At 44.0% G+C, this 22,069-nt stretch carries 16 protein-coding genes and 2 pseudogenes; 10 read left to right on the forward strand and 8 right to left on the reverse strand.

Translation table 11 applies throughout. The features are described 5' to 3' along the window. Positions 1-39: 39 nt before the first annotated feature. Positions 40-432 (reverse strand): cystatin domain-containing protein, encoded by a 393-nt coding sequence (locus ACED28_RS07215; protein ID WP_009845784.1) that lies wholly within the window; start codon positions 430-432, stop codon positions 40-42. A 416-nt stretch (positions 433-848) separates the two neighbouring features. Here ACED28_RS07215 and luxM point away from each other — a divergent pair, with 416 nt between their 5' ends. Both luxM and ACED28_RS07225 read left to right on the forward strand, forming a co-directional pair. Beyond that, on the forward strand, positions 849-2,036 hold the full coding sequence (gene luxM / locus ACED28_RS07220; RefSeq protein WP_122046182.1) for an acyl-homoserine-lactone synthase LuxM: 1,188 nt from the start codon (positions 849-851) through the stop codon (positions 2,034-2,036). After that, positions 2,033-4,690, forward strand: a complete 2,658-nt coding sequence (locus ACED28_RS07225; RefSeq protein WP_032499780.1) for a response regulator — start codon at positions 2,033-2,035, stop codon at positions 4,688-4,690. Before luxM ends, ACED28_RS07225 begins: the two co-directional genes overlap by 4 nt. A 44-nt stretch (positions 4,691-4,734) precedes the next feature. Here the strand turns inward: ACED28_RS07225 and ACED28_RS07230 are convergent. Continuing rightward, positions 4,735-5,660 (reverse strand): annotated as a pseudogene (locus ACED28_RS07230) (LysR family transcriptional regulator). Between the two features lie 130 nt (positions 5,661-5,790). On the opposite strand from ACED28_RS07230, the gene ACED28_RS07235 reads away from it, so the two are divergent. From ACED28_RS07235 to ACED28_RS07250, 4 genes are all read left to right on the forward strand, one after another. Further along, entirely contained in the window at positions 5,791-6,579 is a 789-nt protein-coding gene (locus tag ACED28_RS07235; protein ID WP_017088340.1) for a hypothetical protein, read from the forward strand. Between the two features lie 105 nt (positions 6,580-6,684). Continuing rightward, positions 6,685-8,196, forward strand: a complete 1,512-nt coding sequence (locus ACED28_RS07240; RefSeq protein ID WP_371709565.1) for a DUF1214 domain-containing protein — start codon at positions 6,685-6,687, stop codon at positions 8,194-8,196. A 217-nt stretch (positions 8,197-8,413) separates the two neighbouring features. Beyond that, on the forward strand, positions 8,414-9,745 hold the full coding sequence (locus tag ACED28_RS07245; RefSeq protein ID WP_371701964.1) for an MFS transporter: 1,332 nt from the start codon (positions 8,414-8,416) through the stop codon (positions 9,743-9,745). A gap of 122 nt (positions 9,746-9,867) precedes the next feature. Next, a complete protein-coding gene (locus tag ACED28_RS07250; RefSeq protein WP_017077345.1) occupies positions 9,868-10,749 on the forward strand; it encodes a DMT family transporter in 882 nt (293 codons plus the stop codon). Here the strand turns inward: ACED28_RS07250 and ACED28_RS07255 are convergent. Beyond that, positions 10,736-11,926, reverse strand: a complete 1,191-nt coding sequence (locus ACED28_RS07255) for a GGDEF domain-containing protein (protein ID WP_371709566.1) — start codon at positions 11,924-11,926, stop codon at positions 10,736-10,738. The two genes, ACED28_RS07250 and ACED28_RS07255, sit on opposite strands and share 14 nt — an antisense overlap. Before the next feature lie 583 nt (positions 11,927-12,509). Between ACED28_RS07255 and ACED28_RS07260 the strand changes: the two genes are divergently transcribed. Both ACED28_RS07260 and ACED28_RS07265 read left to right on the forward strand, forming a co-directional pair. Then, positions 12,510-13,298: a phytanoyl-CoA dioxygenase family protein gene (locus ACED28_RS07260; protein WP_017081873.1), complete on the forward strand. Its 789-nt coding sequence runs from the start codon at positions 12,510-12,512 to the stop codon at positions 13,296-13,298. Between the two features lie 119 nt (positions 13,299-13,417). Then, positions 13,418-13,759, forward strand: a complete 342-nt coding sequence (locus ACED28_RS07265) for a hypothetical protein (protein WP_371709567.1) — start codon at positions 13,418-13,420, stop codon at positions 13,757-13,759. A gap of 146 nt (positions 13,760-13,905) precedes the next feature. Here ACED28_RS07265 and ACED28_RS07270 read toward each other — a convergent pair. Both ACED28_RS07270 and ACED28_RS07275 read right to left on the reverse strand, forming a co-directional pair. Then, a pseudogene (locus ACED28_RS07270) lies at positions 13,906-15,117 on the reverse strand (radical SAM protein). A gap of 30 nt (positions 15,118-15,147) precedes the next feature. Next, positions 15,148-15,423, reverse strand: coding sequence for a hypothetical protein (locus ACED28_RS07275; protein ID WP_009845795.1), 276 nt, complete (start codon positions 15,421-15,423; stop codon positions 15,148-15,150). A 196-nt stretch (positions 15,424-15,619) separates the two neighbouring features. On the opposite strand from ACED28_RS07275, the gene ACED28_RS07280 reads away from it, so the two are divergent. Then, a complete protein-coding gene (locus ACED28_RS07280) occupies positions 15,620-16,609 on the forward strand; it encodes a zinc-dependent alcohol dehydrogenase family protein (protein ID WP_371709568.1) in 990 nt (329 codons plus the stop codon). Positions 16,610-16,628: 19 nt separating this feature from the next. Here the strand turns inward: ACED28_RS07280 and ACED28_RS07285 are convergent, their stop codons facing one another. The 3 genes from ACED28_RS07285 to ACED28_RS07295 all read right to left on the reverse strand — a co-directional run bounded on the left by ACED28_RS07285 (position 16,629) and on the right by ACED28_RS07295 (position 19,479). Next, a complete protein-coding gene (locus tag ACED28_RS07285) occupies positions 16,629-17,576 on the reverse strand; it encodes an iron ABC transporter permease (protein ID WP_017081412.1) in 948 nt (315 codons plus the stop codon). A gap of 101 nt (positions 17,577-17,677) precedes the next feature. Continuing rightward, the gene (locus ACED28_RS07290; RefSeq protein ID WP_371709569.1) at positions 17,678-18,640 is read right to left on the reverse strand and encodes an ABC transporter substrate-binding protein; all 963 of its coding nucleotides are present in this window, start codon (positions 18,638-18,640) and stop codon (positions 17,678-17,680) included. Next, positions 18,637-19,479, reverse strand: a complete 843-nt coding sequence (locus ACED28_RS07295; RefSeq protein WP_083994579.1) for an ABC transporter ATP-binding protein — start codon at positions 19,477-19,479, stop codon at positions 18,637-18,639. The genes ACED28_RS07290 and ACED28_RS07295 overlap by 4 nt, the downstream gene beginning before the upstream one ends. 371 nt (positions 19,480-19,850) lie before the next feature. Between ACED28_RS07295 and ACED28_RS07300 the strand changes: the two genes are divergently transcribed. After that, positions 19,851-21,755: a bifunctional UDP-sugar hydrolase/5'-nucleotidase gene (locus tag ACED28_RS07300; RefSeq protein WP_371709570.1), complete on the forward strand. Its 1,905-nt coding sequence runs from the start codon at positions 19,851-19,853 to the stop codon at positions 21,753-21,755. The last annotated feature ends 314 nt before the right edge of the window (positions 21,756-22,069 follow it).

Below are 22,069 nucleotides of genomic sequence, written 5' to 3' on the forward strand. Positions count from 1 at the left end.
AGTTAATCAATAGACCAGTAAATTTATGGACCAGTTGATCTATGGACACAGACGACCTTGCTGTGCAGGTTGCGTCATTTCAATGTCACCTTGTAGTGAGCGATACACAACGGTATTCCACACTTCACCATTATCCATTTCAAACTCAATAGCGTAATTCAAACCCGCGACAACCTGAGTTCGCACACTCAGAATCTGCTTTAGCTCAGCTGAAGTGTTCATTTGGCCAAGAACTGCATTTAAAGCTTGCTTAGCTTGTGGTGTGATAGCGCTTTGCGACCAACCACCTGTCAGGTTTTTAGTGCTACAGATCGGATTCGTATTCTCTTGTGATTGAACTGGAACCTCAGATTTCTGACTGCATCCTGCTAACACAGCGACACTAAACAAGGTTGCTACTCCAAGTAATGATGTTAATCGTACTTTCTTCATAAATTCTCTCTACCTCTGTCATTCACGAGGCGTTACCCGCAATGATGTTTCATATGCAGACAAGCTTAAACCTCGAATGTCATCACTTCATCAGAAATTATGTTGTAACTAATCTGTAAATACAGAGCACTGTCAGAAAACCAAAGCCGGACAATAAGCAGACAAGTAAGTATTTGAGAATACACTAATTTAGGGGTTCATGAATTGATTGAAAAATGGCGAAACCATGTTGTTTAGGATTAGTACAAGTAGTAAACTCCCACTTTAAATGCAGCTTGTTTTTGAGAAACTAAACGCACAAAAAGCTAGGACAACTTTATAAAGTAACTACTCTCAAACATCAGCCATAGATACATCTCTCATAAACGGGTACAAGTCACATAAAAATAATTAGATAAACTTAGGCGGTTCACTACATGGAATTAATGTCGTCTTTAGGTTCACTGTTGGCTAGCAGCCTGCCTATCGAAAAAAAACAACACGCACTGGTTGAACTCGTACTCCACACTTATCAACCACAACAGCGCACAGCTCTTTTCAAAACCGTGACAGAATATCGTCGAAACCAATTAGAATTGCTTTTCCCTGAACATCAAGCAAAAAGCGACTCAGTAATGTTTGAAGTGATGGACTACCGCGATCTGATTCAGCGCTATCCAAATACCTTATCCACAGAGGTTGCTCTCTTAGAGGAAGCTGTAGGGCAATGCTATATACATTGGTTGGACTTTTGGTGTGAATGTGAAATTTCCGCAATCAAAGCAAAATTACCATTAAGCACCCATGCCCTTTATCCTATGGATCTACCCATTAAAGATAGTGCTTACTATGGTGTGATCATTGACCAAATAGAAAATAGTCAACTCATAGTACAAACGCCAACTCGCCCTCAAGGACTACCAATCAGCGATGCTATTGCTTTAAGCAACCTTGAGGTTTTTATTAAAGGTGAGAAGTGGTATGAGATGCTACCTTTACTCCACTTATCACAAACAGGTAAGCACTTTATTCTACTCAAACACCCAACAGATGAAGCCTTTCCAACCCTAGTCTCTTCAGCCCTAATTCAAGATTGGTCAAAATATGAAACTTGGCTAAGCTACGCCCCCCCTTTCTGTAACGACAAATGGAAGTACAGTTTATCCAGACGTGGCTATGAAGGACTTGCAGAGCTACATATTTTTACTCCGCCGGCCCTATCAAAGTGTGACTCTATTCCAGAGTTCGATAATAAGTTCCAATTACAATTAGCCGAAATGCAAGCTGTATGTGAAATTCTACGCCTAACCGTGAGTGGAAATATTCAACAAAAAGTCTACTTCCTTTATCTTGCTCAAAAAGAGATGCTCAACTTGTTACATCAAGCGGGCTATAAAATTGGTTTCACCATTATAGATCAACCTTTGATACTCGATTTTTACAAGGCTATCGAACCACAAGCATACTTGCCGCTAGGGTCTTGTGACTTGAACGAAACGAACTTACTGACTTACCGCGGGTTATGGAATATTGAACTGATGTTGAAGGCATTCAATCATGTCAACTTTCGAGACTATAGACGGTGCCTCCGTGAAAATAAAAATACAGCGTGGCAAATAATATGAAGACGTTTGATCTTGGGCTAGAGGCGATATTCTATGCTAAAGCCATCACTCTGCTTGCAACGGTCGCTGTTGTTGTAATGTGGCTGTTCTACTATTGTTATCGCCTTAAACAAAAGAACGAAGCGATAGTGGGGACACACCATGTACCTTACATCGCATATTCCATCTGTATTATTACGTGGATCAGCAGTAATGCCTACTTCCACACTGGCTTGTTGCCAGGACTTGGCACCACAGCAGCCATATTCGCAGCAAAGTTGGCCAACCTCAGCTCTTTCCTTGCTTTTGCCTTTGCGTATTACTTCTCGTGTCAGCTCGCAGCCGAAAACCGCAGTGGTAAAATCCATAGGTGGCAACAAACTATTCTCGCGAGCATGACGGGCTACTCTTTCTATATCAATTTGACCCCAGGGTTAACGGTAGAAGATGTCACCATTACGGCTCCAAGCCAATTCGTGATCGAGTTTGGCCCGCATACACCCTACTTTTTCATTGGGGTTATCAGCTTGATTGCCCTTACACTGACTAATCTAGTGACCATGCGTGCCAATAGCAGCAAACTAACATTAGCCAAAACCAACTACATGATTACAGGTATCTTGGTATTCATGCTATCTACAGCAACGATTCACATTGGCGTTGCCTATTTCCTACGTGATTTCTCGCTCACCTGGCTCCCCCCAGCGTTGTCGCTCAGTGAGATGTTGTTTGTAGGCTATGCTCTGCTGACCTCTCGCTTCTACAGTTTTAAATACCTTACATACATAAGCCTTAATGTGCTGCTGGTGTGTGCAATTTTAGTGATACCTTTTTGTACGGTATTTATTCCCCTAACCGACGGCAACCAATGGCTATTAGCGATACCCATCTGCGCGATTATCGGCATTACATGGAGTCCAATCTACAAACGTGTAAGTCCCTACTCCTCATTGCTTGTCTATAGAAACAAAAAGACACCGGTACAACAGATACTCGCATTAGAAGAAGGCTTTAAGTTGTCGATTGACGATGCCATGCGTCGTTTAGGTCGCCAACTGCAAATCCCAGAAGATAAGCTTCGACTAGTTAACAGTAATTACAACGAAACCTTCTACGAAGATTACCTATCTAGCAAAGAGTCCGTTCTAGTGTTCGATGAGCTTTCTGAAGAGCTAGATGATACTGCGCTCGCTAAACGGTCGCTAAAAGCACTTTATGACAAGATGAGTTCGAACAACACCGCGTTGGTAATGCCACTATTCGGACACAAAAAATCAGTCACACACTTGCTAGTATCATCGCACAAAAGCAACAATCGTATGTTCTCTAATGAAGAAATCTCTGCACTGCAAACCTTGTTAACGCGTGTACAAAGCACCATCGAAGCCGATAGACGAATTCGCCAAAGTCGTGCTCTTGCTAACTCGATCGCTCATGAGATGCGTAACCCACTCGCTCAAGTGCAACTGCATTTTGAGGTGTTAAAGCAGCACATTGATAATCAAGCACCAACTCAACAAATCTTGACTGACATTGAGAATGGCCAAGCAGCGATTCAACGCGGGCGGCAACTGATTGATATCATCTTACGAGAAGTCAGTGACAGCTCGCCTGAGCATGGACCAATCACCATGACATCTATCCACAAGGCCGTGGACCAAGCCGTCAGCCACTATGGCTTTGAGAACGAGAAGATCATTGAGCGAATTCGTTTACCACAACACGCTGATTTTGTGGCAAAACTAAATGAAACTCTATTCAACTTCGTCATTTTCAATCTGATACGCAATGCAATCTATTACTTTGATTCTTACCCAGACAGCCAAATTGAGATCAGCACCAAAACAGGATCTTACGAGAACGTTCTCACATTTCGTGATACCGGCCCCGGCATTGACGAAGCCATTGTTCATAAGGTCTTTGATGACTTTTTCTCTTTCCAAAAAAGCGGTGGTAGCGGCTTAGGACTGGGTTATTGCCAACGAGTGATGCGCTCATTTGGTGGCAGAGTGGAATGCCATTCCAAACTTGGTGAATTTACTGAGTTTCACCTGTACTTCCCTATTGTACCCAATGCTCCAAAAGCGGAGACGCTGCGTACGCCTTATTTCAACGGTTGGAAACACAACCAATCGACGGAAGATAAAGCCGAAGCTGATGTAAAACCAGAGAGCCAAACTCCAAGCGGTGATATAGAACCTGAACCGGCAAGTACGCTAACAGAAAGTAAGCAAACAGAACGCACGCAAGCAGAAAATCAACCAGCATCAAGCCATCTTGCACCGACGGTACTTATTGTTGATGACAAAGAAGTGCAACGCACGCTTGTTCAGATGTACCTGAGCCGACTTGGCGTAAATAGCTTGCAAGCTAAAAACGGGGAAAATGCTGTCGAGCTGTTCAGATCACACAAAGTTGATTTGATCTTAATGGATGTACAAATGCCGATAATGAATGGCTTTGACGCAAGCCAGATCATCAAGGCGCGCTCACCTCAAACACCAATTATTGCTTTGTCTGGTGAATCAGGACAACGAGAGCTAGACATGATCAGAAAACTGATGGACGGTCGCCTAGAGAAGCCAACCTCTTTGAACGCACTGCAACACCTACTGGACAACTGGCTAGAGAAAGGCTGGGCGCCAAACGCTTCTAAAGAAACAGAAAATGAATAGCTGACTACGGTTAAGTGAATCAATTAAAAAAAAACGATTAGAACTCACTGATGGTTGGCCTCAATCATCGCCGTTTCGATCAAATCCAGTAACCACTTGTATTTGGCAGAATGTTGGTTTTTCTTATGAAGATAGGCAAATACCTCCATTTTCTCTGCATCTTCTTCTAATCCTTCAATCACAATCGAGCGCAATACTCCCTTGTGCTGTTCGATCACCGGAGGCATGCAGGGTGCGATCATGTTGGAATGCTTAATCGTTTCTATTAACCCAACAACTGACGTCGTTCGAAGCGCCATATTAATCGATTTACCTTGGCTTAAAACTTCTTCTTCCAATCGCGAGTGTTTGTTTTGATCGAAGTAAGCAAGGTCAACATGCGCAAATGGAAAGGACAACAAATCATCGATCTGTGCTACATCCTCTTTAAAAGGATGGTCGACTCTTACTGCCAATACAAATTTTAGGGTCACGAGAGGCACAGCAATGATCTCGGCGGGCAGGTTTTCAGCTTCAAAGTGAATAACAAAATCAATCTCGTCACTCTTCAGTCTTTCCAGTGAATCTTGGGAGCTAGTATGACTAATCAACCTCGAAAGTGGACTTTCATCTGAGAGTTGATGAAACAGAGAGGGTGTTAACCAAGGCAAAAGGTGCGGGTTCGCCTCTATCTTAAAATCTTCGCTTAGTTCGGCAGGAGTAAACTGTTTACCCTCTTCTATCGCCGTGACCAGCCCGTCCAATAGTGGAAAGACACGTCGATACAGTTCATCAGAATAAGGCGTCGGGAGAAACTGCTTATTGGACAAAACAAATAGCTCTTCACCTAACGATTCCTTAAGCTTTTTGACGCTTTGGCTTACCGCTGGTGTCGAGACAAACAGCTTTTCAGCTGCTTTGCGCAAGCTTTTTCCTGATATACCACCACAAACACTTTCAATAAGTTCAAATCGACATTATTCAGTTTCATACCCAAACCATAAACCAATACTTAACGAATGGTTAAGTTTATATGAATTAACTTAACGATGTCCACTTTGTATAGTTACCTCACCTTCACGCAGTACACGGATGTTGTGAGATAAATTTATGAGGCATCTATGTTATTACAACGTTCAATCCTTTCTCTAACTCCTTTGTTTCTGGCAAGTGTCACTTTCGCGGAAGAAGCCGAAATTCAAGATATGTCAGATCCGTTAGCCGTCTATACACAAGGTGGCTTCGGTTACACAGACAAAGGCTTAAACCTGAAAATCGGGCAAACCTATGACACCGGTAGCGATACGACCATGGGTATGAATGTCTTCGAAGTCAAAGGCATCGCTGGTGAAGCCATTGGTTGGAATAACCGAGGCGCAGATGACAGTATCGATTCGATTCGTTTCAGAAACTTCGGCGTAGACTTAACCAATGGTCGAGGCACACAAGTCGATATGTCTTGGGATTTCGATAGTAATCAAGGTAGTGCGTCATACAGCTTTATACAGGCTCTTCCACAAATGGGCATGTTTAACTTCTATCCGCTTGCGGGTGTTGGTGTTGCTGCAGGTGAGGAGTTGGTTGAAGGCTCTGGAGGCAACCTCGACGCGGATCAACTTCGTGATCGCTACAACATGCACGGCACTTTCTACGTGGCGGGTATGTACGCAAAAATGCAACTTACCGACAAGATTTGGTTGAACTATAACCCTATGTATTTAGGCACGATGTCTGGTTCATCAACGTTCAAAGATTATGGATTCGAGGGCAGTGATTCTGTACTCGCACATGAGTTTGCTGCGAGCTACCAGATTAACCCAAGGGCGAACGTTCGTTATTTTGCAAATTGGACAGAAAACACCAGTATCGAAGACGGTGATCACCGCATCGAATTTAACTATCAGTTTTAAGCAGTCACTTTCTGCTTGGATGAGCTCTTTCAGTTTGAACCAATGATTTCTGTTCGACGAGCCATTCCCGTTTTGACGAATAATTTTGAGTTTTGAGGACACATTATGAATATGATATCTAAAGCCTTTGTTGGTAGTTTCACTTGCCCATTACGCTCAGCTGCCATGCTAGTTTCTGTAAGAGCCTTGTTTTCAGCCACAACGATAGCAGGCAGCGGTGATGCGACAGAAACGATCCAAACGCGTGCAGGTGACTTTACTTTCGAAACCGACTTTCTTCATGGCATTCCAACACAAGAAAGCTCTGCAAAACTGTTTGAACTGATGGACTATCAACGCGCGTCACAAGCTTACATTTGGTCCGTGCCTTTGGTGTCAAACTACGCATGGAAACAAGCCTATGCCGACATGGGGGCAGAGGATGGTCAAATTACTTATGTTGAGTCTCATGAATCTAAGCTAGGAGGTTTAACTTACAATACCTCTACGCCTTACGCGATTACTTGGTTTAACGTAGAGAAAGAGCCCGTTGTTATAGAAATTCCCACAAATGAACTGCGTGGCGCGGTACACACCATGTGGCAAATCGGTATTTCTCAGATGACTGAGCCGGGCGTCTACGTGGTAAAAGCGAAAGGTTCTGAAACGCCGAGTAACCTGCCAAAAGGCGCAAAAGTATTTGAGTCTGATACCAATAATGTTTTCTTGGGTGTTCGCTTAATGGCTAAGTCAGATCAGCAACGTATGAAAGACTTAGAAGCATTAAAAATTACTGACCTTAACGGCAAGCCGCTCAGTAGCAAAGGCGTGAACTTCCCTGAACGTGGTGACGATGCTAAGCACCCACGTGGTATGGCATTTTGGGAGACCTTGAATGAAGCGATCCAAGCCGAACCTGTAGCAGAGCGCGACCGCATGATGCACGACATGTTACGCCCACTAGGTATTGAAAAAGGCAAAGCATTTACTCCATCAGCTCAGCAGCGTGACATCTTAGAACAAGCTGTAATCATGGGTGAAGCTATGGTTAAAAACATCGATTTCAACAAGACTGAACGTCTACCACACGCGGCTTATGGCAAAGAAGGGAATTCGTGGGAAATCGCAACGGCTTCAACACCAAACCAAGACCGTCACTATGGTATGGACCTCGATGGACGTGCAGCTTGGTTTTATGAAGCCGTCACTAACGACATTGCAATGCATGGATTTGAGAACGGCGGTTGGGGACAGATCTACCTAGACAACTACCGTGACGACAATGGCAAAGGGCTAAATGGCAGTAACCACTATACTTTGACGCTAGATGGAGATGTAAATTTCGCCGATTTATTCTGGACCATCACTGTTTATAACGTTGAGAACCGCGCCATTATCGACAACGACATTGAGCGTGCCGATGTGGGCTCAAACATCGAAGGAACGGTCAAAGACGCACAAGGCAATTACACTTTCCACTTCTCGCCAACTAAGCCAACAGGTGTGAACGAAGCTAACTGGGTGCAAACCCGAGAAGACGAAAACTGGTTTGTTTACTTCCGTGCATACTCACCAAGTAAAGCGTTTGTAGCGCAGCAGCCAGAAACCTTGTTGCCTAACTTCAAGCGTGTGGACTAACCGTTAAGTCTATGTACTAACGATAAAGTTCACTGCGGCCTACGATAAAAGAGGAGCCTCAGCGCTCCTCTTTTTAATCCTGCTACCTTTCTAGCCTTCAAAGGCGCTGCGAAATAAACTCAACTAGTTGTTTTTCTGATTCTTGAAACAATTCCATGATTTAAAAGAGTAAAAGGGTTATACATAATAATGTGTTATCTAAATTACTGAAATTATCATGACGCTCAAAGAGATCCTTAACATTCCCAATGTCCGCTACTTCTTAATGTTTAGAAGCAGCTACTTTGCGCGTTTTTACTACCCTATATTCACCCTACTTTATTTAGATTACGGGTTAACCCTGTCTCAATTCGCGATGCTCAATGTAGTTTGGGCGGCCACCATTGTGCTTGCTGAAGTACCGTCGGGTGCATTCGCCGATACCTTAGGCCGCAAGAAACTGGTGGTGCTGTCTTCGATTGTGATGTTTGTTGAGATCGCCATGATAGCGCTAGTACCAACCGGAAACCCCGACTTGGTATTCATAGTCTTTCTAATTAACCGGATTCTCAGTGGCTTAGCGATGGCACTGGCCAGCGGTGCTGACGAGGCATTGGCTTACGACACCTTAAAAGAACAAGGCAATGAAGAGTTGTGGCCGCGAGTGCTGCAAATTCAGCTTCGTGTCGCCTCAACCGTCGGTATCTTTGTCACACTAATTGGCGCGGCGATGTACGACGTGAACTTTATGGCGAACATCTTTCATTTCCTTGGACTATCTGAACCAGAAAGCACTAAAGATCTGATGCGTATTCCTGTGTTCGCCACCCTATTTGTAGCGATGATCGCCATCTATGCCGCGATTAATATGCGCGAAGAGAAAAAGGTAATGCCAAGCGAGCAAACCAAATTGGCAACCACCATCGCCAGCCTTAAATTAACAGCTGACACAGGTAAGTGGGTACTTGCTACGCCTTACGTGCTGTTCATGTTGTTGTATTACAGCCTGTTCGAACACACCTCAAGAATGTTCCTAACCATGAACAGCCAATATTATCTCGCCATCGATATTCCTATTATCTACTTCGGTTTTATTGGCGCGGGGATCAGTTTGCTTAAAATCATATTGGCGGGGCAAAGCCGTAGGCTAGCAGAAAGCATGGAGCCTAAAACCTTCATTGTGGTTATGGGTTTAGCAAGCATGGCGACTTATTATTGGATCAGTTTAGGTTGGACGATTTACGGGGTTATTCCAGCACTAGTGCTGATTTTTATTATCATGACGATGAACATTTTCATTAGCTACCACCTGAATAAAAAAACCGAATCACACAACCGAGCCACTGTCCTCAGCTTTAAAGGCCTGATGTTTAATCTCGGATATGGGCTGATCGGCATTTTGTACGCTTACTACTATAAACTGGTGTCTCAGGGCTACACCGAACAAGAAATAGAACAGAACCTCGCTTTCTTAGCTTCACTGTCTTCGTTTTTCTATTACTTCACCTTATTGTTCGTTTTGATTAGCGCGTTGTTCTATTTCAAAAACAAAAAACAGCCGATCTTTTGAAGAACGTACTGATACTGAATGGAGAGTAAAATGAGCCTCTGGCTATAAATAGACCATGTCGCTTCTTATCATGTGATTTTTTGTTAAGATAATCATCAAATTACATAACACATGGAAGCGTCATGTCTTTTAGTTGGATAGCTTTTACTCTTCTCGCAGCCTTCAGCCAATCTTGGCGCAATGCCTTTCAAAGCAAGTTAAGTGGCACCATGAGTGTTGCTGGTGTGACGCTGGCGCGTTTTATCTGGGCTGGCCCAATCGCCTTAATTTATCTGTGCGCCCTCTATCAATGGAAGCCAGTATCCACACCTGATTTTTCGGGTGAGTTTGTTTTCTACATTATTGCAGCAGCCATTATGCAGATCCTCGCGACGGGCTTAATGGTGATGTTATTTAAGCTCGAAAACTATGCGATAGGAGCAGGCTTAGCCAAGTGTGAAGCCCCCGTATCTGCTGTGTTATCCGTATTGTTTTTTGGTACTGCTTTGACACTAACAGGTTGGGTCGGCGTGCTTATTGGCACGTTAGGCGTACTAATCATGAGTAGTTCTTCTGGTTGGCGAAGCTTGTCTCCGAAAGTGTTCTTACTAGGTATGGCGTGTAGTACCGCTTTTGCTTTAACGTCTCTTTGGGTACGTGAAGCAAGCTTGAGCATAGGGCTGCCCTTCCCTCATAGCGCTGCTTGGGTGCTGTTTTTGGTGATAACTCTTCAGACATGCATTATCTGTACGTATCTCTTTTTCAGAGAGCGCGACACGCTGCGCCAGATATTCAAGAAGTCGAAACTAGTCATCATGACAAGCTTAGCGAGTGTTATCGGTTCTCTGGGTTGGTTTAGCGCGATGTCGCTTCAAGCCGTGCCGTACGTAAAGACACTCGGGCAAGTCGAAGTGATCTTCATGGTGTTGATATCCTATTTCTGGTTAGGGCAAAGCATCGCGCGCAAAGACATTCTTGCGCTCATCTTGCTTTCTATCGCAGCAGTATTGGTTATGTGGCAGTGACGAACTCGTTAATATGGCTAGGACAAATTGAAGTCATATTGCGACCGTTTGTTTTCGCTTGATACAACGCTTTGTCGGCTCGACTAATAAACCCATCCCAATTCTCATGTGGGTGAAGCTGAGCGACACCGAAACTCGACGTCAGAAACATCTCATTCCCTTGCACGGCTGAGATCTCTGAAATAGACAATCGCAGCTTACAAGCAATAACCTGTGCTTGTAGAAAATTAACATTGGGCAATAAAATCATTATCTCGTCTCCGCCAAAACGAAACGCGCTGGCTGTTGGCGATGTTTTTATCGCACTTTGAACCATTTCAGCAAAAGACTTGATGACGAGATCACCTACAATATGTCCGTGTTGGTCATTGATTGACTTAAAATTATCAATATCCATCATAATGGCACTTACAGGCGTAGTCCCCGCCTGCTTCATGATGACTGGAACCATTTCATCTAATGCTCTGCGGTTTCCAAGTGCCGTTAAAGGGTCACTGTAAGACAGGTCATGAATAGACCTAAGCAACCTTGCATTAATCAACCAGAGCATTGTGAAGCTCATCGACACGATAAGAACAATACTCATTAAAAAGGCAAGTTGATGAATGAGGGCGGCTGCCATGAAATCCTGAAGCTCAGCTGAAAATAGCGTCACCAATACTCGGAAAACCATAAATCCGCCATATATCAAAAATGATAAGGCCATCATCCGAGTAGCTAAGGTCAAGTCATCACGTTGACCCTTTAACACCACAAAGGCAGTGCAAAGAGTGACAAAGGCTAAATAGAAACTAATGAGAATAATTCGAGCCTTGATGGAAGGTTCATAGTACGTGAAGTGAATAAAACCTAGCAGAAGAGCCAACATCATCAAACTGCTGAGGTAGGTACATTTTAAGGAATATTCTCGGAACAAGCATAAACTATACAAGGCGAGATGAAAACCAAGCGCAATGACCATATTGGCACCAATAACTGTGATCCAATCAGGGAACTCCCCTCTTAGGCTCAACATCAACGGCCCAGTTCCGATAACAAATATTGAAATGGAAAAGATTGAAAGCCCTTTAATTGGCTGTTGAGTGAATTGAAATAACAATAAGCCAATACAGTAAATGAAAGAGAACAAAATAATAATAAAATTAAGTGTTCTCATATCCAGCGAAAAACCATCCATGATTTTCTATCTTCCATACGCAAACCAAATCACAACATGGTTAATAATCATACAAACCAAAGAAACATTCACTATATGAATCTTTGTGTTTTATAAAATAAGGGATAGATCACATATGCAGAGATTCTTGTCGCATGAGTACATGATCTGGATAGGCATGTAAAACTCGTCCACACATGGCTTCATAGCATCACGGAATCCACAGGCTTCTGCACTCGTTACTTGGTTGAATGACGACTGTCTGGCATTATGCGCCCAAGAAATCTCTAGGGGCTGTTGACCTTTCGAGCTGGGTTTTGCAGCATCTTGTGGCAAATTTATACAAGGAAGAGGCTTTGACGTGTAGCTGGCCTACATGAAAAGCCGATAACGCAGTAGAAATGAACCACAAGAGCTGCCCGAAGGGTTCAGCTAAAATCGTTTTATGCTTTGCTGAAGAATATTTGCTTAGAATGACTAGGCTACATACTCTTCGCCGCGCCTAAAACGATTTTGACTAGGCGTCCCCATCCGAACAAAACTTAACCACGAAAGGTCAACAGCCCCTAGTTATTACACAGCAAAGAATGAACGAAGGTAGTCAGTGGTAGAAAACAGCCAACAATTAAGTGACCGTTACGACGAACATGGTTACTTTGTTATCAGAAATTATTTCGATGAAGCTCAAATTGCATCGCTTAGAAAAGTCGTGCTGAAATTCCATGAATCATGGAAAGCAGATAACGAAGAATTCTATAAAGAAGAAGCATTTAACTCATCTTTAATTACGGGAAGCGAATATTTGCTCGCCGACGATAGAAGCGTGCTTTTCGACTTCATCAGCTCGAAACAAGTGATGAACGTGGTTGATGCGGTGATTCCGAACAAACCGGCATTCATGAATACACAGCTGTTCTTCAACCCAGTAAATCCGCAACAAAAAGACTTCTGGCATCGTGACTGTCAATACGACTACGACGTTGATGACCAAATGAAAGTCATCATGGAAACCCAGGTATTGCATCTGCGAGTGCCCATTTTTGATGAGCCAGGTATGGAGCTTATCCCCGGCACGCACAAACGCTGGGACAACGAAGAAGAGTACAATGTTCGCCAAGAAGAAAACGGTAAAGTGAGCAGCGATGACATCTCTGGCGGTAAGCAGATACCGTTAGCCGCCGGTGACTTATTGGTGTTTTCAGCGGATATGATCCACCGAGGCCGATATGGCTTGGATCGTTTGGCTTTGGATATTTTGATCTTTGATTCGGCGGCGGACTATGTCGACTACGTTGATGATGACTGTTTACCAACACCAGCCATGTTGAGCAATATTACCGATCCAAGATTGTTTATGAACACGCTGCATTTGAAATCGATGTTGTGCTCGTAAGCGATTAAAGCAGTTATATCAAAAGTCACATGACTTGAAAACAATAACAAATATGTTCACATTTATTTCATAGCGCTCGCAATAAGATAGCTTCATATTCAATATTCGAGATAAGCAATATGAAAAAATTAATTACTAGCATGTCACTACTTACAGCATTTGTTTCGGGTGCTGCTTTAGCCGAAGTGAATGGTGAAGATTTTAACGAATTCCCTAAACAAGATGCTGCGCACTGCTTTGGTTGGGCTGCAGGCTTAGATAAAGACCAAGATTACGCTAAGTTTATTGTCGAGCTATCGAAAGATCGCACAGTGAGTGTCAAAGAAGATCCTTATATAATGGAAGAGTTCGGCACTGCAATGGGTTATTCAGAAGCGATGTTAGAACTTGCTGGGAAAGAAGCTGCGGATGCTAAATATAAACTAGTCTGCGATCCAATCAAACAAAGCTATGGCTTTTGATCGCGGGGTTTCACCGCTACGTCAAAGACTTGATGCAAAGGCTCCACATGGAGCCTTTAAAGTGTACTGACTCAGTCAGGCATTCCGAATAGTAAAACTTATTTATGAGCCTTCGCGATTTTCATTCCATGTATCCAGAACAAATTTTAATTGAACCAGGCAACAACTCGTTCTTTCAAGCTCGCATTCTTTCTCCAAATCCAATACAAGCCTTCCTCTAGCTCTTCAACGCTCATACGACTTGGCTGATAAACCGGATGGCTACCATCGTACTTGGACTAATCTTTAGTAAGAAGTCGTCCTTCTCGCTCTAGCTGACTAAAAGACTCCGAACCGGGAAACGGAATCATGTAGTGCGGGATCACCTTATCAACCTTGATATCTTCGACGAACTTCTGCGTTTGTTTGAAGATAGAAGTGTCATGTTCATCAAAACCGAACAAAAAATCTCCCCATACTTCAATACCATGAGATCTTATCTCAGCGATATACTCTTTCATTTTAGATGGTTTCACAAAGCCTTTTTTCTGAGCCTTTAAAGCCTCTTCAGATGGCGTTTCTATGCCTAATAATACAGCTTTGAACCCTGACTTCACCGCAGCACTAAGCAATTCGGTGTCACGAGCAATCAAGACTGTCGTTTCCCCATAGAAGCTCATGTTAAGCGGCTCAATGGCCTTAAATAGTGCCAAAGCATATTCACGGTCATGAGTGAGATTGTCGGAGTGTAACTCAACCCACTCAATACCTAATGTCTTGAGATCCGCTAACTCGCTGACGATATTTTCGATTGGCCTTTTCTGGAATTTATCAAAGAACCTTGGCACTAAACAGAAGTTACATTTAAATGGGCAACCTCTTGTCACAACTACTGACCATGTATAATTGTACGCTTCAGGATTGATGATATTTGTTGGGTATGGATTGAGCATACTGAGATCGACAGGCTCGGAGCTTTCATAAATAGGCTGTAGCGAACCAAACTCTGCGTCACGGAGTAACTGAACCCAGTAGTTCTCAACTTCTCCCATCGCCAAACAATCCGCATATACTGCCGCTTCTGAAGGGTTAAACTGAGTATGTAACCCCCCGAGTATGACTGTTTTGCCTTTTTTCTTATATTTAGAAGCTAGCTCGTAAGCCCGATAAGCATCTGGAGTCGACATAAATATCACCACCAAATCAGCATCATTATAAAGGTCGGCTTTTGCACCTATGGTCTCATCAACCATATCTAACTTGTACCACTTTGGTGTCGCAGCAGCGGCGGCAAAGATGTTTTGTGGAGGTCCCCCCGTAGAGGCTTTGTATTTTGAGTAATCGCTGCCAGCAGACGCTTTAATTAAATAGATTTTCATAACGTTTCCTAATTATTCACTTTTGCTTAGCTACAAAGAACTAAAAAACTCAAAGACTCTATTGTCCATATAGAAATATACCCCTCCCATCACAAACCAACTGATGATGATTAAGGTAAACAAAACTGGATGTTCTTTTAGCTCAATACGTTCAACAAAGAAGGCTTCTTTTGCGCGAAGATTTTCCCATCCCCAAAACCAGCAAAATAGCCCCCAAATCAGAAGTAGATGAAACTTAAGAGCAAACAAGGCCATGGTCAGAGCCAGCAATGTTTTCCACTTAGACATTACTTCAGGCACGTTCATCTTTCTTAACTCCTAGTTATTAAACTAGGAATCATTGTAAATAGGTGTTGGTCAACTTTTGGTTAACTAATTTCAGTTTGAACAATCGATTGCCAACAACATCGATGTTGAGCAATATTAGCGACCCAAGATTGTTTATGAACACGCTACAATTAAAATCGATGCAACACTCATAACCCATAAAGGTGCCCGAACCATGACTGACACTAAGCAAAATACCCGAATTAGCCAGTTTCGTTTCGGTCAGCCAAAAGAATCTCTCAAGTTAGAACATGTCGCTTTAGGGGCACTAGACAAAGATAAAGTTCGCGTACAAATTGAAGCGACTAACATCAACCCTAGTGATCTGTTGTCGATTTATGGTGTTGGGCAGTACAAACACAGCCACCAGCCGCCGAGAGTGCCGGGATTTGAAGCAGTAGGAAGGGTTGTAGAGTCCAGCCATGCTGAGTTTGCAACGAATCAGCGAGTGCTCGTAGCAACCAGTGGAACATGGCAGAACTATGTCGATGTATCACCAGATGACTTGTTCCAAATTCCTCAGCACCTAGAAAATGGCTACGCCTGTCAGTTGTACATTAATGCGCTCACTGTATGGGTGTTGACGACAGAAGTAGCTAAGCTGACCCAAGAAGATGTATTGATCATCAACGCGGGCAGCTCAGCCATCGGTAAGATATTCTCTCAATTATCAGAATCACTCGGCTTCAAAATCATTGTCGTTACATCACAACCGAAACAATACCCGACCATTTCAAGTTGGGTGTTAGATGCAAATGATGATTTAGTTTCTCAAATTAAGGCGTTAGGCTTGCCTATGCCGACCGTTGCCTTTGATGCGATTGGTGGCTCACCCGGAACCGATCTTATTCACACCCTTAGCAACAATGGGCGTTTTATCAACTATGGCACGCTGTCACTGGATTTTTACGAGCCACGTTTTTTTGAGCACGCGAAAAGCCAAAGCATCGATTTCAGCACCTTCTTCTTACGTTATTGGGAAGAGGCTGAAGGCAAAGATGTGCGCCGTGATAAATTCACAACCATGCTAGATCACTTCATCACAAACGACATACAGCTCGACGTCGACCGCTACCTGCCATTCGATGAAGTTCAAACCGCAATTGATCTCATTGAATCGAAAACCACGCGCTTGAACGGCAAGATCATCTTGCTGCCTGCGTAGTTTGGTGGAATTGAGCACACTATTTACGCCAAACAAGATACAGAACGAATAACCCGCCAAGAGCTGCTGTCACAATACCTACTGGCAGTTCTTGTGGCGCTAATATGGTTCGGCTAATCACATCCCCAAACAGTAAAAGTACCGCGCCCCACAAGGCAACCAAAGGCAGAGCTCGCTTGTGAGTGACACCTGAAAATGGTCGTACTAAGTGGGGAACCATCAACCCAATAAAACCGACCACTCCGGTCATCGATACAATCGACGCTGTGCAAAACGCACAACAGAGAAAAATCTCGCTTTGTAGGCGGTGTACGTTGATCCCCAGTGAGCTTGTCGTCTGTTCACTCACTAACAAAGTATCAAGCTCTCGGTAACGTTTGAAAATTAACGCGATAAGACACAACACGCCCGCCAAGGCAAAAATCAAATTATCCCAACGCGCGAGCCCTAAGCCTCCCATCGTCCAGAACAAAATCGAACTCGCCGCTCTCTGGTCGCCTGAATAAATCAAAAAACTCGTGATGGCTCCGAATAGAAATGAGATCGCCAAACCACACAAGATCAAGTTGTCATTGCCCTTTTTCTTCTGCATCGAAAACAGAATCAGAACGGCCGTCGCCGAAACAATACCACCCGAGAATGCAGCCAGTGGCAGTGACCAAACACCCAGAGCATCTCCCACTTTGGTGATCACCAACACCGCACCAGCAGACGCGCCAGATGACAAGCCAAACAGAAACGGATCCGCCAGATCATTTCGTGTCGAGGTTTGAAGCAACGCCCCAACCATCGCCAGCCCTGCACCCGCGATAACCGCTAACAATGCTCTAGGTAACCTTAGATCGATCAGTATTCGACTGGTCATATCCGGCGTTGGATCAGTGAAAGAGCTCAGCCCTACAATCACTTCCTTAAAAGACAAAGGGACTGAGCCAAATTGTAAACTCATCATGAAGGCGAGCAGCATGGCAATGATACCTGTTAGCCATGCTGCCCGATATTTATCAAATAAAATCAACGGACTACTACTCTTATCAATAACAAGATTTCATATAACAACCTTCCCGATCACTCAGAAACGAACGCCTCTGCAAGTTTCTCAATGGCATCGATATTGGCAGGCCCAGGGGTGAGTTGCTCATAACGCAGTTTGACATAACGACCAGAAGTGAGTGCATTGGTGTATTTCATTAACGGATGGGCTTCGAGGAAACGTTGCAACGAATCGGCACCACTCGCCGATTGGTAATCAAGAAGGATAATCACATCTGGGTTTTCACGAGCGACATTCTCCCAAGATGTTCTTGCCCAGCTTGCTTCCATGTTGCCAGTGATATTTTGGCCACCAGCAGCTTCAATCATTGCGTTTGGCATTCCGTACTTACCGGCGGTGAAAGGCTTATCTTCACCCGAATCAAACAAGAACACTTTTGGACTCGGCTTACCTGATGCTTTCTGCTTTTCTGCTACTTTTTCAACTCTCTCTTTCCAGCTGCTTACCAAAGCCTCGGCTTCTGCTTGCTTGTCGAAAATAACGCCTAGCTTTTGCATGTCGCCATAAAGCAGATCCATTGTCGCGCCTTCCTTTTGACTCTGGGTATGAATACAGCTTTCAGAAAGTACCAAGGTATCAATCCCGTATGGCTTCAGTGTTTGAGGCGTCACTTCACCGCCCACTTTCATTCCATAATTCCAGCCAGCGAAAAAGAAGTCAGCATCAGCAGCAATCAATGTTTCTAATGAAGGATACTTAGGTGCGAGCTCAGGAATATCACCTAAACGTTCTTCAAACGAACTCGACATCTTGTACCACCCAGTAATGCCCGTAACGCCCACCATCTCCTTTTGAAGACCAAGAGCAAACGCCATCTCGGTCATATTGATGTCGTGTACAACCACACGCGAGGGCCGCTTTTCAATGGTCAGTGGGCTCCCACAGTTATCAACCGTCACTGGGTATTGAGTGCTTGTCGCATGCGCAAAAGAGAAAGGTAAAAGAAACAAAAGACTGGAAATTACAGGCCACTTCATTGGGCTGCTCCTATTAAAGAGTAATTAGAGAGAGTTAAGTGAGTTGAGTAAGTTGATGCAGCTTCAAAATGATGGATGGTGCTGCATAGATTAGGATGATTGAACGTGAGAACGCGCAATCCAAAAACAGGGATCATGTATCGGTCCTGCATCACCGCCTCTGGGGCTGAGAACGCCACCATTTTTTGGCCTGACATCAACAGGACTTTGTCGGCGAATGGCGCTACCAAAGGTAAATCGTGCAGCACCACGACAGACGCAATGCCACGTTGTTTAATTAGGCTCAGAAGTTCAAGACGAGCGAGAGGATCAAGGTGGTTTGTAGGCTCATCTAAGAGTAAAAGTCGCGGCTCTTGTGCGAAGGCGCGAGCAATACTTGCACGTTGCTGTTCACCACCGGATAGCTCACCAAAGCACCGCTGGCTTTTGTGAACAAGACCAACATCTTGCATCGCCTGCTGAACCGCTCGTTTGTGCTCTTTTGCACTACAACAAAACGTATGAGGAGTGCGGCCTAAGCCAACATACTCAGCAACGCTCAAACGAGGATCAACATGCTCATGCTGAGTAACCACCGCGACTTGCTTAGCTATCTGCTGCCGCTCAAGGCTTCCAAGTGCAATGCCAGACAACATCAACTCACCCGCGACGGTTTTGTATTCGCCTGTAATGCCTTTCAGCAAACTGGACTTTCCACTTCCATTAGGCCCAATGATGGCAACGCATTCACCGTCGTTCACATCAAATGTCACATCGGAGACGGCTCTCCAGTTAGCCAAGCCATCAGCGCAGAGCCCGCGCACAGACAATACAGGTTTATTCAAATTCCCACCGAACATCCAAAAACAACACTTATTGCTATGTTATAACATAACAATAAGTTGAAGGTATAGTTATTAATAGAAATATTAAGACCGCGCTAAGAAGCATTGGAAATGACAGGACAACCCAATCACCTTGAACAAAGACAGAAGTACTTACGAAAATTGATTCACTGAGAAAGTTTGATTCAAGGAATTGAGTATTGAGAACGAAGTAAAGAGTTGTAATGCGTTTCTCCATAACTTAAGTGGTTACGAGATGGTCATGAATCACATTTATTTGAAACATCAGTAAGTTATATCACTATAAATATGACACTGATCACCCATAAGGTAATCTCGATTCTATATGGTAGCGTCATACTTAAAACCACGATGCGAACATACTGATGAAAAGACACATACTATCAAGCGCCATCCTACTCTCTCTAGCCTTTCCCACCTTTGCAGCTGATGGCGACATACACGATGTCACGATACTGGGTACTTCAGATATTCATGGTCATTTTATGGCGTGGGATTACGCGGCAGATAAACTCAATACTCGTGGTAGTTTGAGTCAAATCGCGACCAAAGTTGGTGAGATCCGCAAAGAGCAATCTAACATTATCCTTGTCGATGCTGGCGACACCATCCAAGGCAACTTCGTAGAAACCTTCAAAGACGAGCCTGTTGATCCAATGATGCTTGGCTTTAACCACATGAAATACGATGTATGGGTTTTAGGTAACCACGAATTCGACTTTGGCCTTAAAACGCTCAACAGAGCCGTTACCCAATTTAAAGGGCAGTCTCTCGGCGGCAACATCAAGAACAAAAACGGAAATCCATTCTTACCGGGTTACACCATTCTAGAACGCGGTGACATTAAGATCGGCGTGATCGGAATGGATACCCCAATGACGGAGGTCTTTGCGCAAGGCACCAACCGTTTAGAAGGCGTCACTTTCACTAACCCAACCTTGGAAGTGAAAAAAATCGTCAAAGAGATTGATGATCAAGTGGATGCCATCGTATTGGTTGCCCATATGGGGATTGAAAACGAGAATGACATTGCTGACACCGGTGTCACCGACATTGCCAATGCAAACCCAGAGCTTGATGCCATCGTCGCTGGTCACATGCACACTCGCATTGATAAAGCCGTTGTGAATGGCGTTATCATTACTGAACCCGACAAATATGGCCGCGCCTTATCTCGTATTGATCTTCAATTTGAAGAACGCGATGGCACATTCACTCTCGTCAACAAAGACAGTTTCACCTATAAAATTAAAGGTATCGACTCTGATGAAAATATGGACGAGTTATACCAGCCTTATCACAAACAACTCAGAGAAATGGCGAATCGACCTGTCGCTCAGCTTACCGGCGTTGATTTAGTCCCAGAAAACGAAATCCGCGGCATCCCTCAAGTCCACGTTCAAGACACAGGCATCAGTGCGCTATACCAAGAAGCGAGCTTCTTCTATGTACCCAAAGCCAATGTCATCGCACTTCAAATAGACAACAACAATGCAGAGCTCGATGTTGGCCCAATCAAAGCCAAAGACATCGCGTACAACTACCAATACGCAGGTGGCGAAATCACTGTCTACCAGATGACAGGCAAAGAGCTAAGAACCTACATGGAATGGTCTGCGGGCTACTTCAACTCAGTGCAACCCGGTGATGTAACCTACAGCTTTAACCCTGAACGCAGAGCATCAAAATACTCAACCAATGACTTCTTCGCGGGCGTGACTTATACCATCGACCTCACTCAGCCTGCAGGTACACGCATCACCAACCTCGCGTTTGCAGATGGCACACCGGTTACTGATCAAACAGAAATCCGTATTGGTATGAATAGCTATCGAATGGGTCATCTAACCAAGAAAGGCGGCGTGCTAGAAGGTGAATCGTTCCCTGTACTCTTTGATACGGAAGCAGAGTATGGAGAAGAAGCAGGCACAATCCGTAATATGACCATCAAGTATCTCAAAGAAGAAAAGAACGGTCAGTATGAAGGTAAAACTCAGCAGCGATGGGCACTTTCTGGTTTAGAGAGCCGTTACAATGAACAACGAGAGATAGTGAAGTCATTGATTAATGATGAAACCATATCAATCCCGACCAGTGACGATGGCCGCTACACAAACATCGCTTCTATCAACGTAAAAGAACTGATGTTCAAATCTGACGAAGCCAAACAAACAGCCATAACCACACGCGAAAAGAAACTGGCGCAGGCGACTGAGCAAGAGAGCAAACAAATCAAACGCGAAATCACTCTGATTGAAGCGCTCAATTAATCCCTGACCTCAACTAATAGCGACTTAACGACGCTTAGAGCGTGGTTAGGTCGTTGTCGTTCCCATCTTCCAACACCACATCTGTACTGAGTAAAACGGTTAATATTGGATGAATGAGCCGTAAAGGTTAACTCATAGTTGGACAAAAATGAGTTCCTAAGGGTTAGTGCGAGCAGTAAACTCACACCAAAAAAATACAACCGCACGCATAACTGTGGCTCGATAGGTAGTTTTGGTATAGATCAAGATTTTGCTTATAGTGATCCGCACCAGCAGTTTTGGACACTGAGTTAAGTGAGTACAATCACTAATGA

It is taken from the genome of Vibrio sp. 1F253 (assembly GCF_041439295.1).
GTDB lineage: Bacteria > Pseudomonadota > Gammaproteobacteria > Enterobacterales > Vibrionaceae > Vibrio > Vibrio tasmaniensis_A.

Coding starts and splice junctions, on each gene's coding strand:
- ACED28_RS07215 (WP_009845784.1), bottom strand. CDS start 432: ATGAAGAAAGTACGATTAACATCATTACTTGGAGTAGCAACCTTGTTT.
- luxM (WP_122046182.1), top strand. CDS start 849: ATGGAATTAATGTCGTCTTTAGGTTCACTGTTGGCTAGCAGCCTGCCT.
- ACED28_RS07225 (WP_032499780.1), top strand. CDS start 2,033: ATGAAGACGTTTGATCTTGGGCTAGAGGCGATATTCTATGCTAAAGCC.
- ACED28_RS07235 (WP_017088340.1), top strand. CDS start 5,791: ATGTTATTACAACGTTCAATCCTTTCTCTAACTCCTTTGTTTCTGGCA.
- ACED28_RS07240 (WP_371709565.1), top strand. CDS start 6,685: ATGAATATGATATCTAAAGCCTTTGTTGGTAGTTTCACTTGCCCATTA.
- ACED28_RS07245 (WP_371701964.1), top strand. CDS start 8,414: ATGACGCTCAAAGAGATCCTTAACATTCCCAATGTCCGCTACTTCTTA.
- ACED28_RS07250 (WP_017077345.1), top strand. CDS start 9,868: ATGTCTTTTAGTTGGATAGCTTTTACTCTTCTCGCAGCCTTCAGCCAA.
- ACED28_RS07255 (WP_371709566.1), bottom strand. CDS start 11,926: ATGGATGGTTTTTCGCTGGATATGAGAACACTTAATTTTATTATTATT.
- ACED28_RS07265 (WP_371709567.1), top strand. CDS start 13,418: ATGAAAAAATTAATTACTAGCATGTCACTACTTACAGCATTTGTTTCG.
- ACED28_RS07275 (WP_009845795.1), bottom strand. CDS start 15,423: ATGAACGTGCCTGAAGTAATGTCTAAGTGGAAAACATTGCTGGCTCTG.
- ACED28_RS07280 (WP_371709568.1), top strand. CDS start 15,620: ATGACTGACACTAAGCAAAATACCCGAATTAGCCAGTTTCGTTTCGGT.
- ACED28_RS07285 (WP_017081412.1), bottom strand. CDS start 17,576: ATGCTGCTCGCCTTCATGATGAGTTTACAATTTGGCTCAGTCCCTTTG.
- ACED28_RS07290 (WP_371709569.1), bottom strand. CDS start 18,640: ATGAAGTGGCCTGTAATTTCCAGTCTTTTGTTTCTTTTACCTTTCTCT.
- ACED28_RS07295 (WP_083994579.1), bottom strand. CDS start 19,479: ATGTTCGGTGGGAATTTGAATAAACCTGTATTGTCTGTGCGCGGGCTC.
- ACED28_RS07300 (WP_371709570.1), top strand. CDS start 19,851: ATGAAAAGACACATACTATCAAGCGCCATCCTACTCTCTCTAGCCTTT.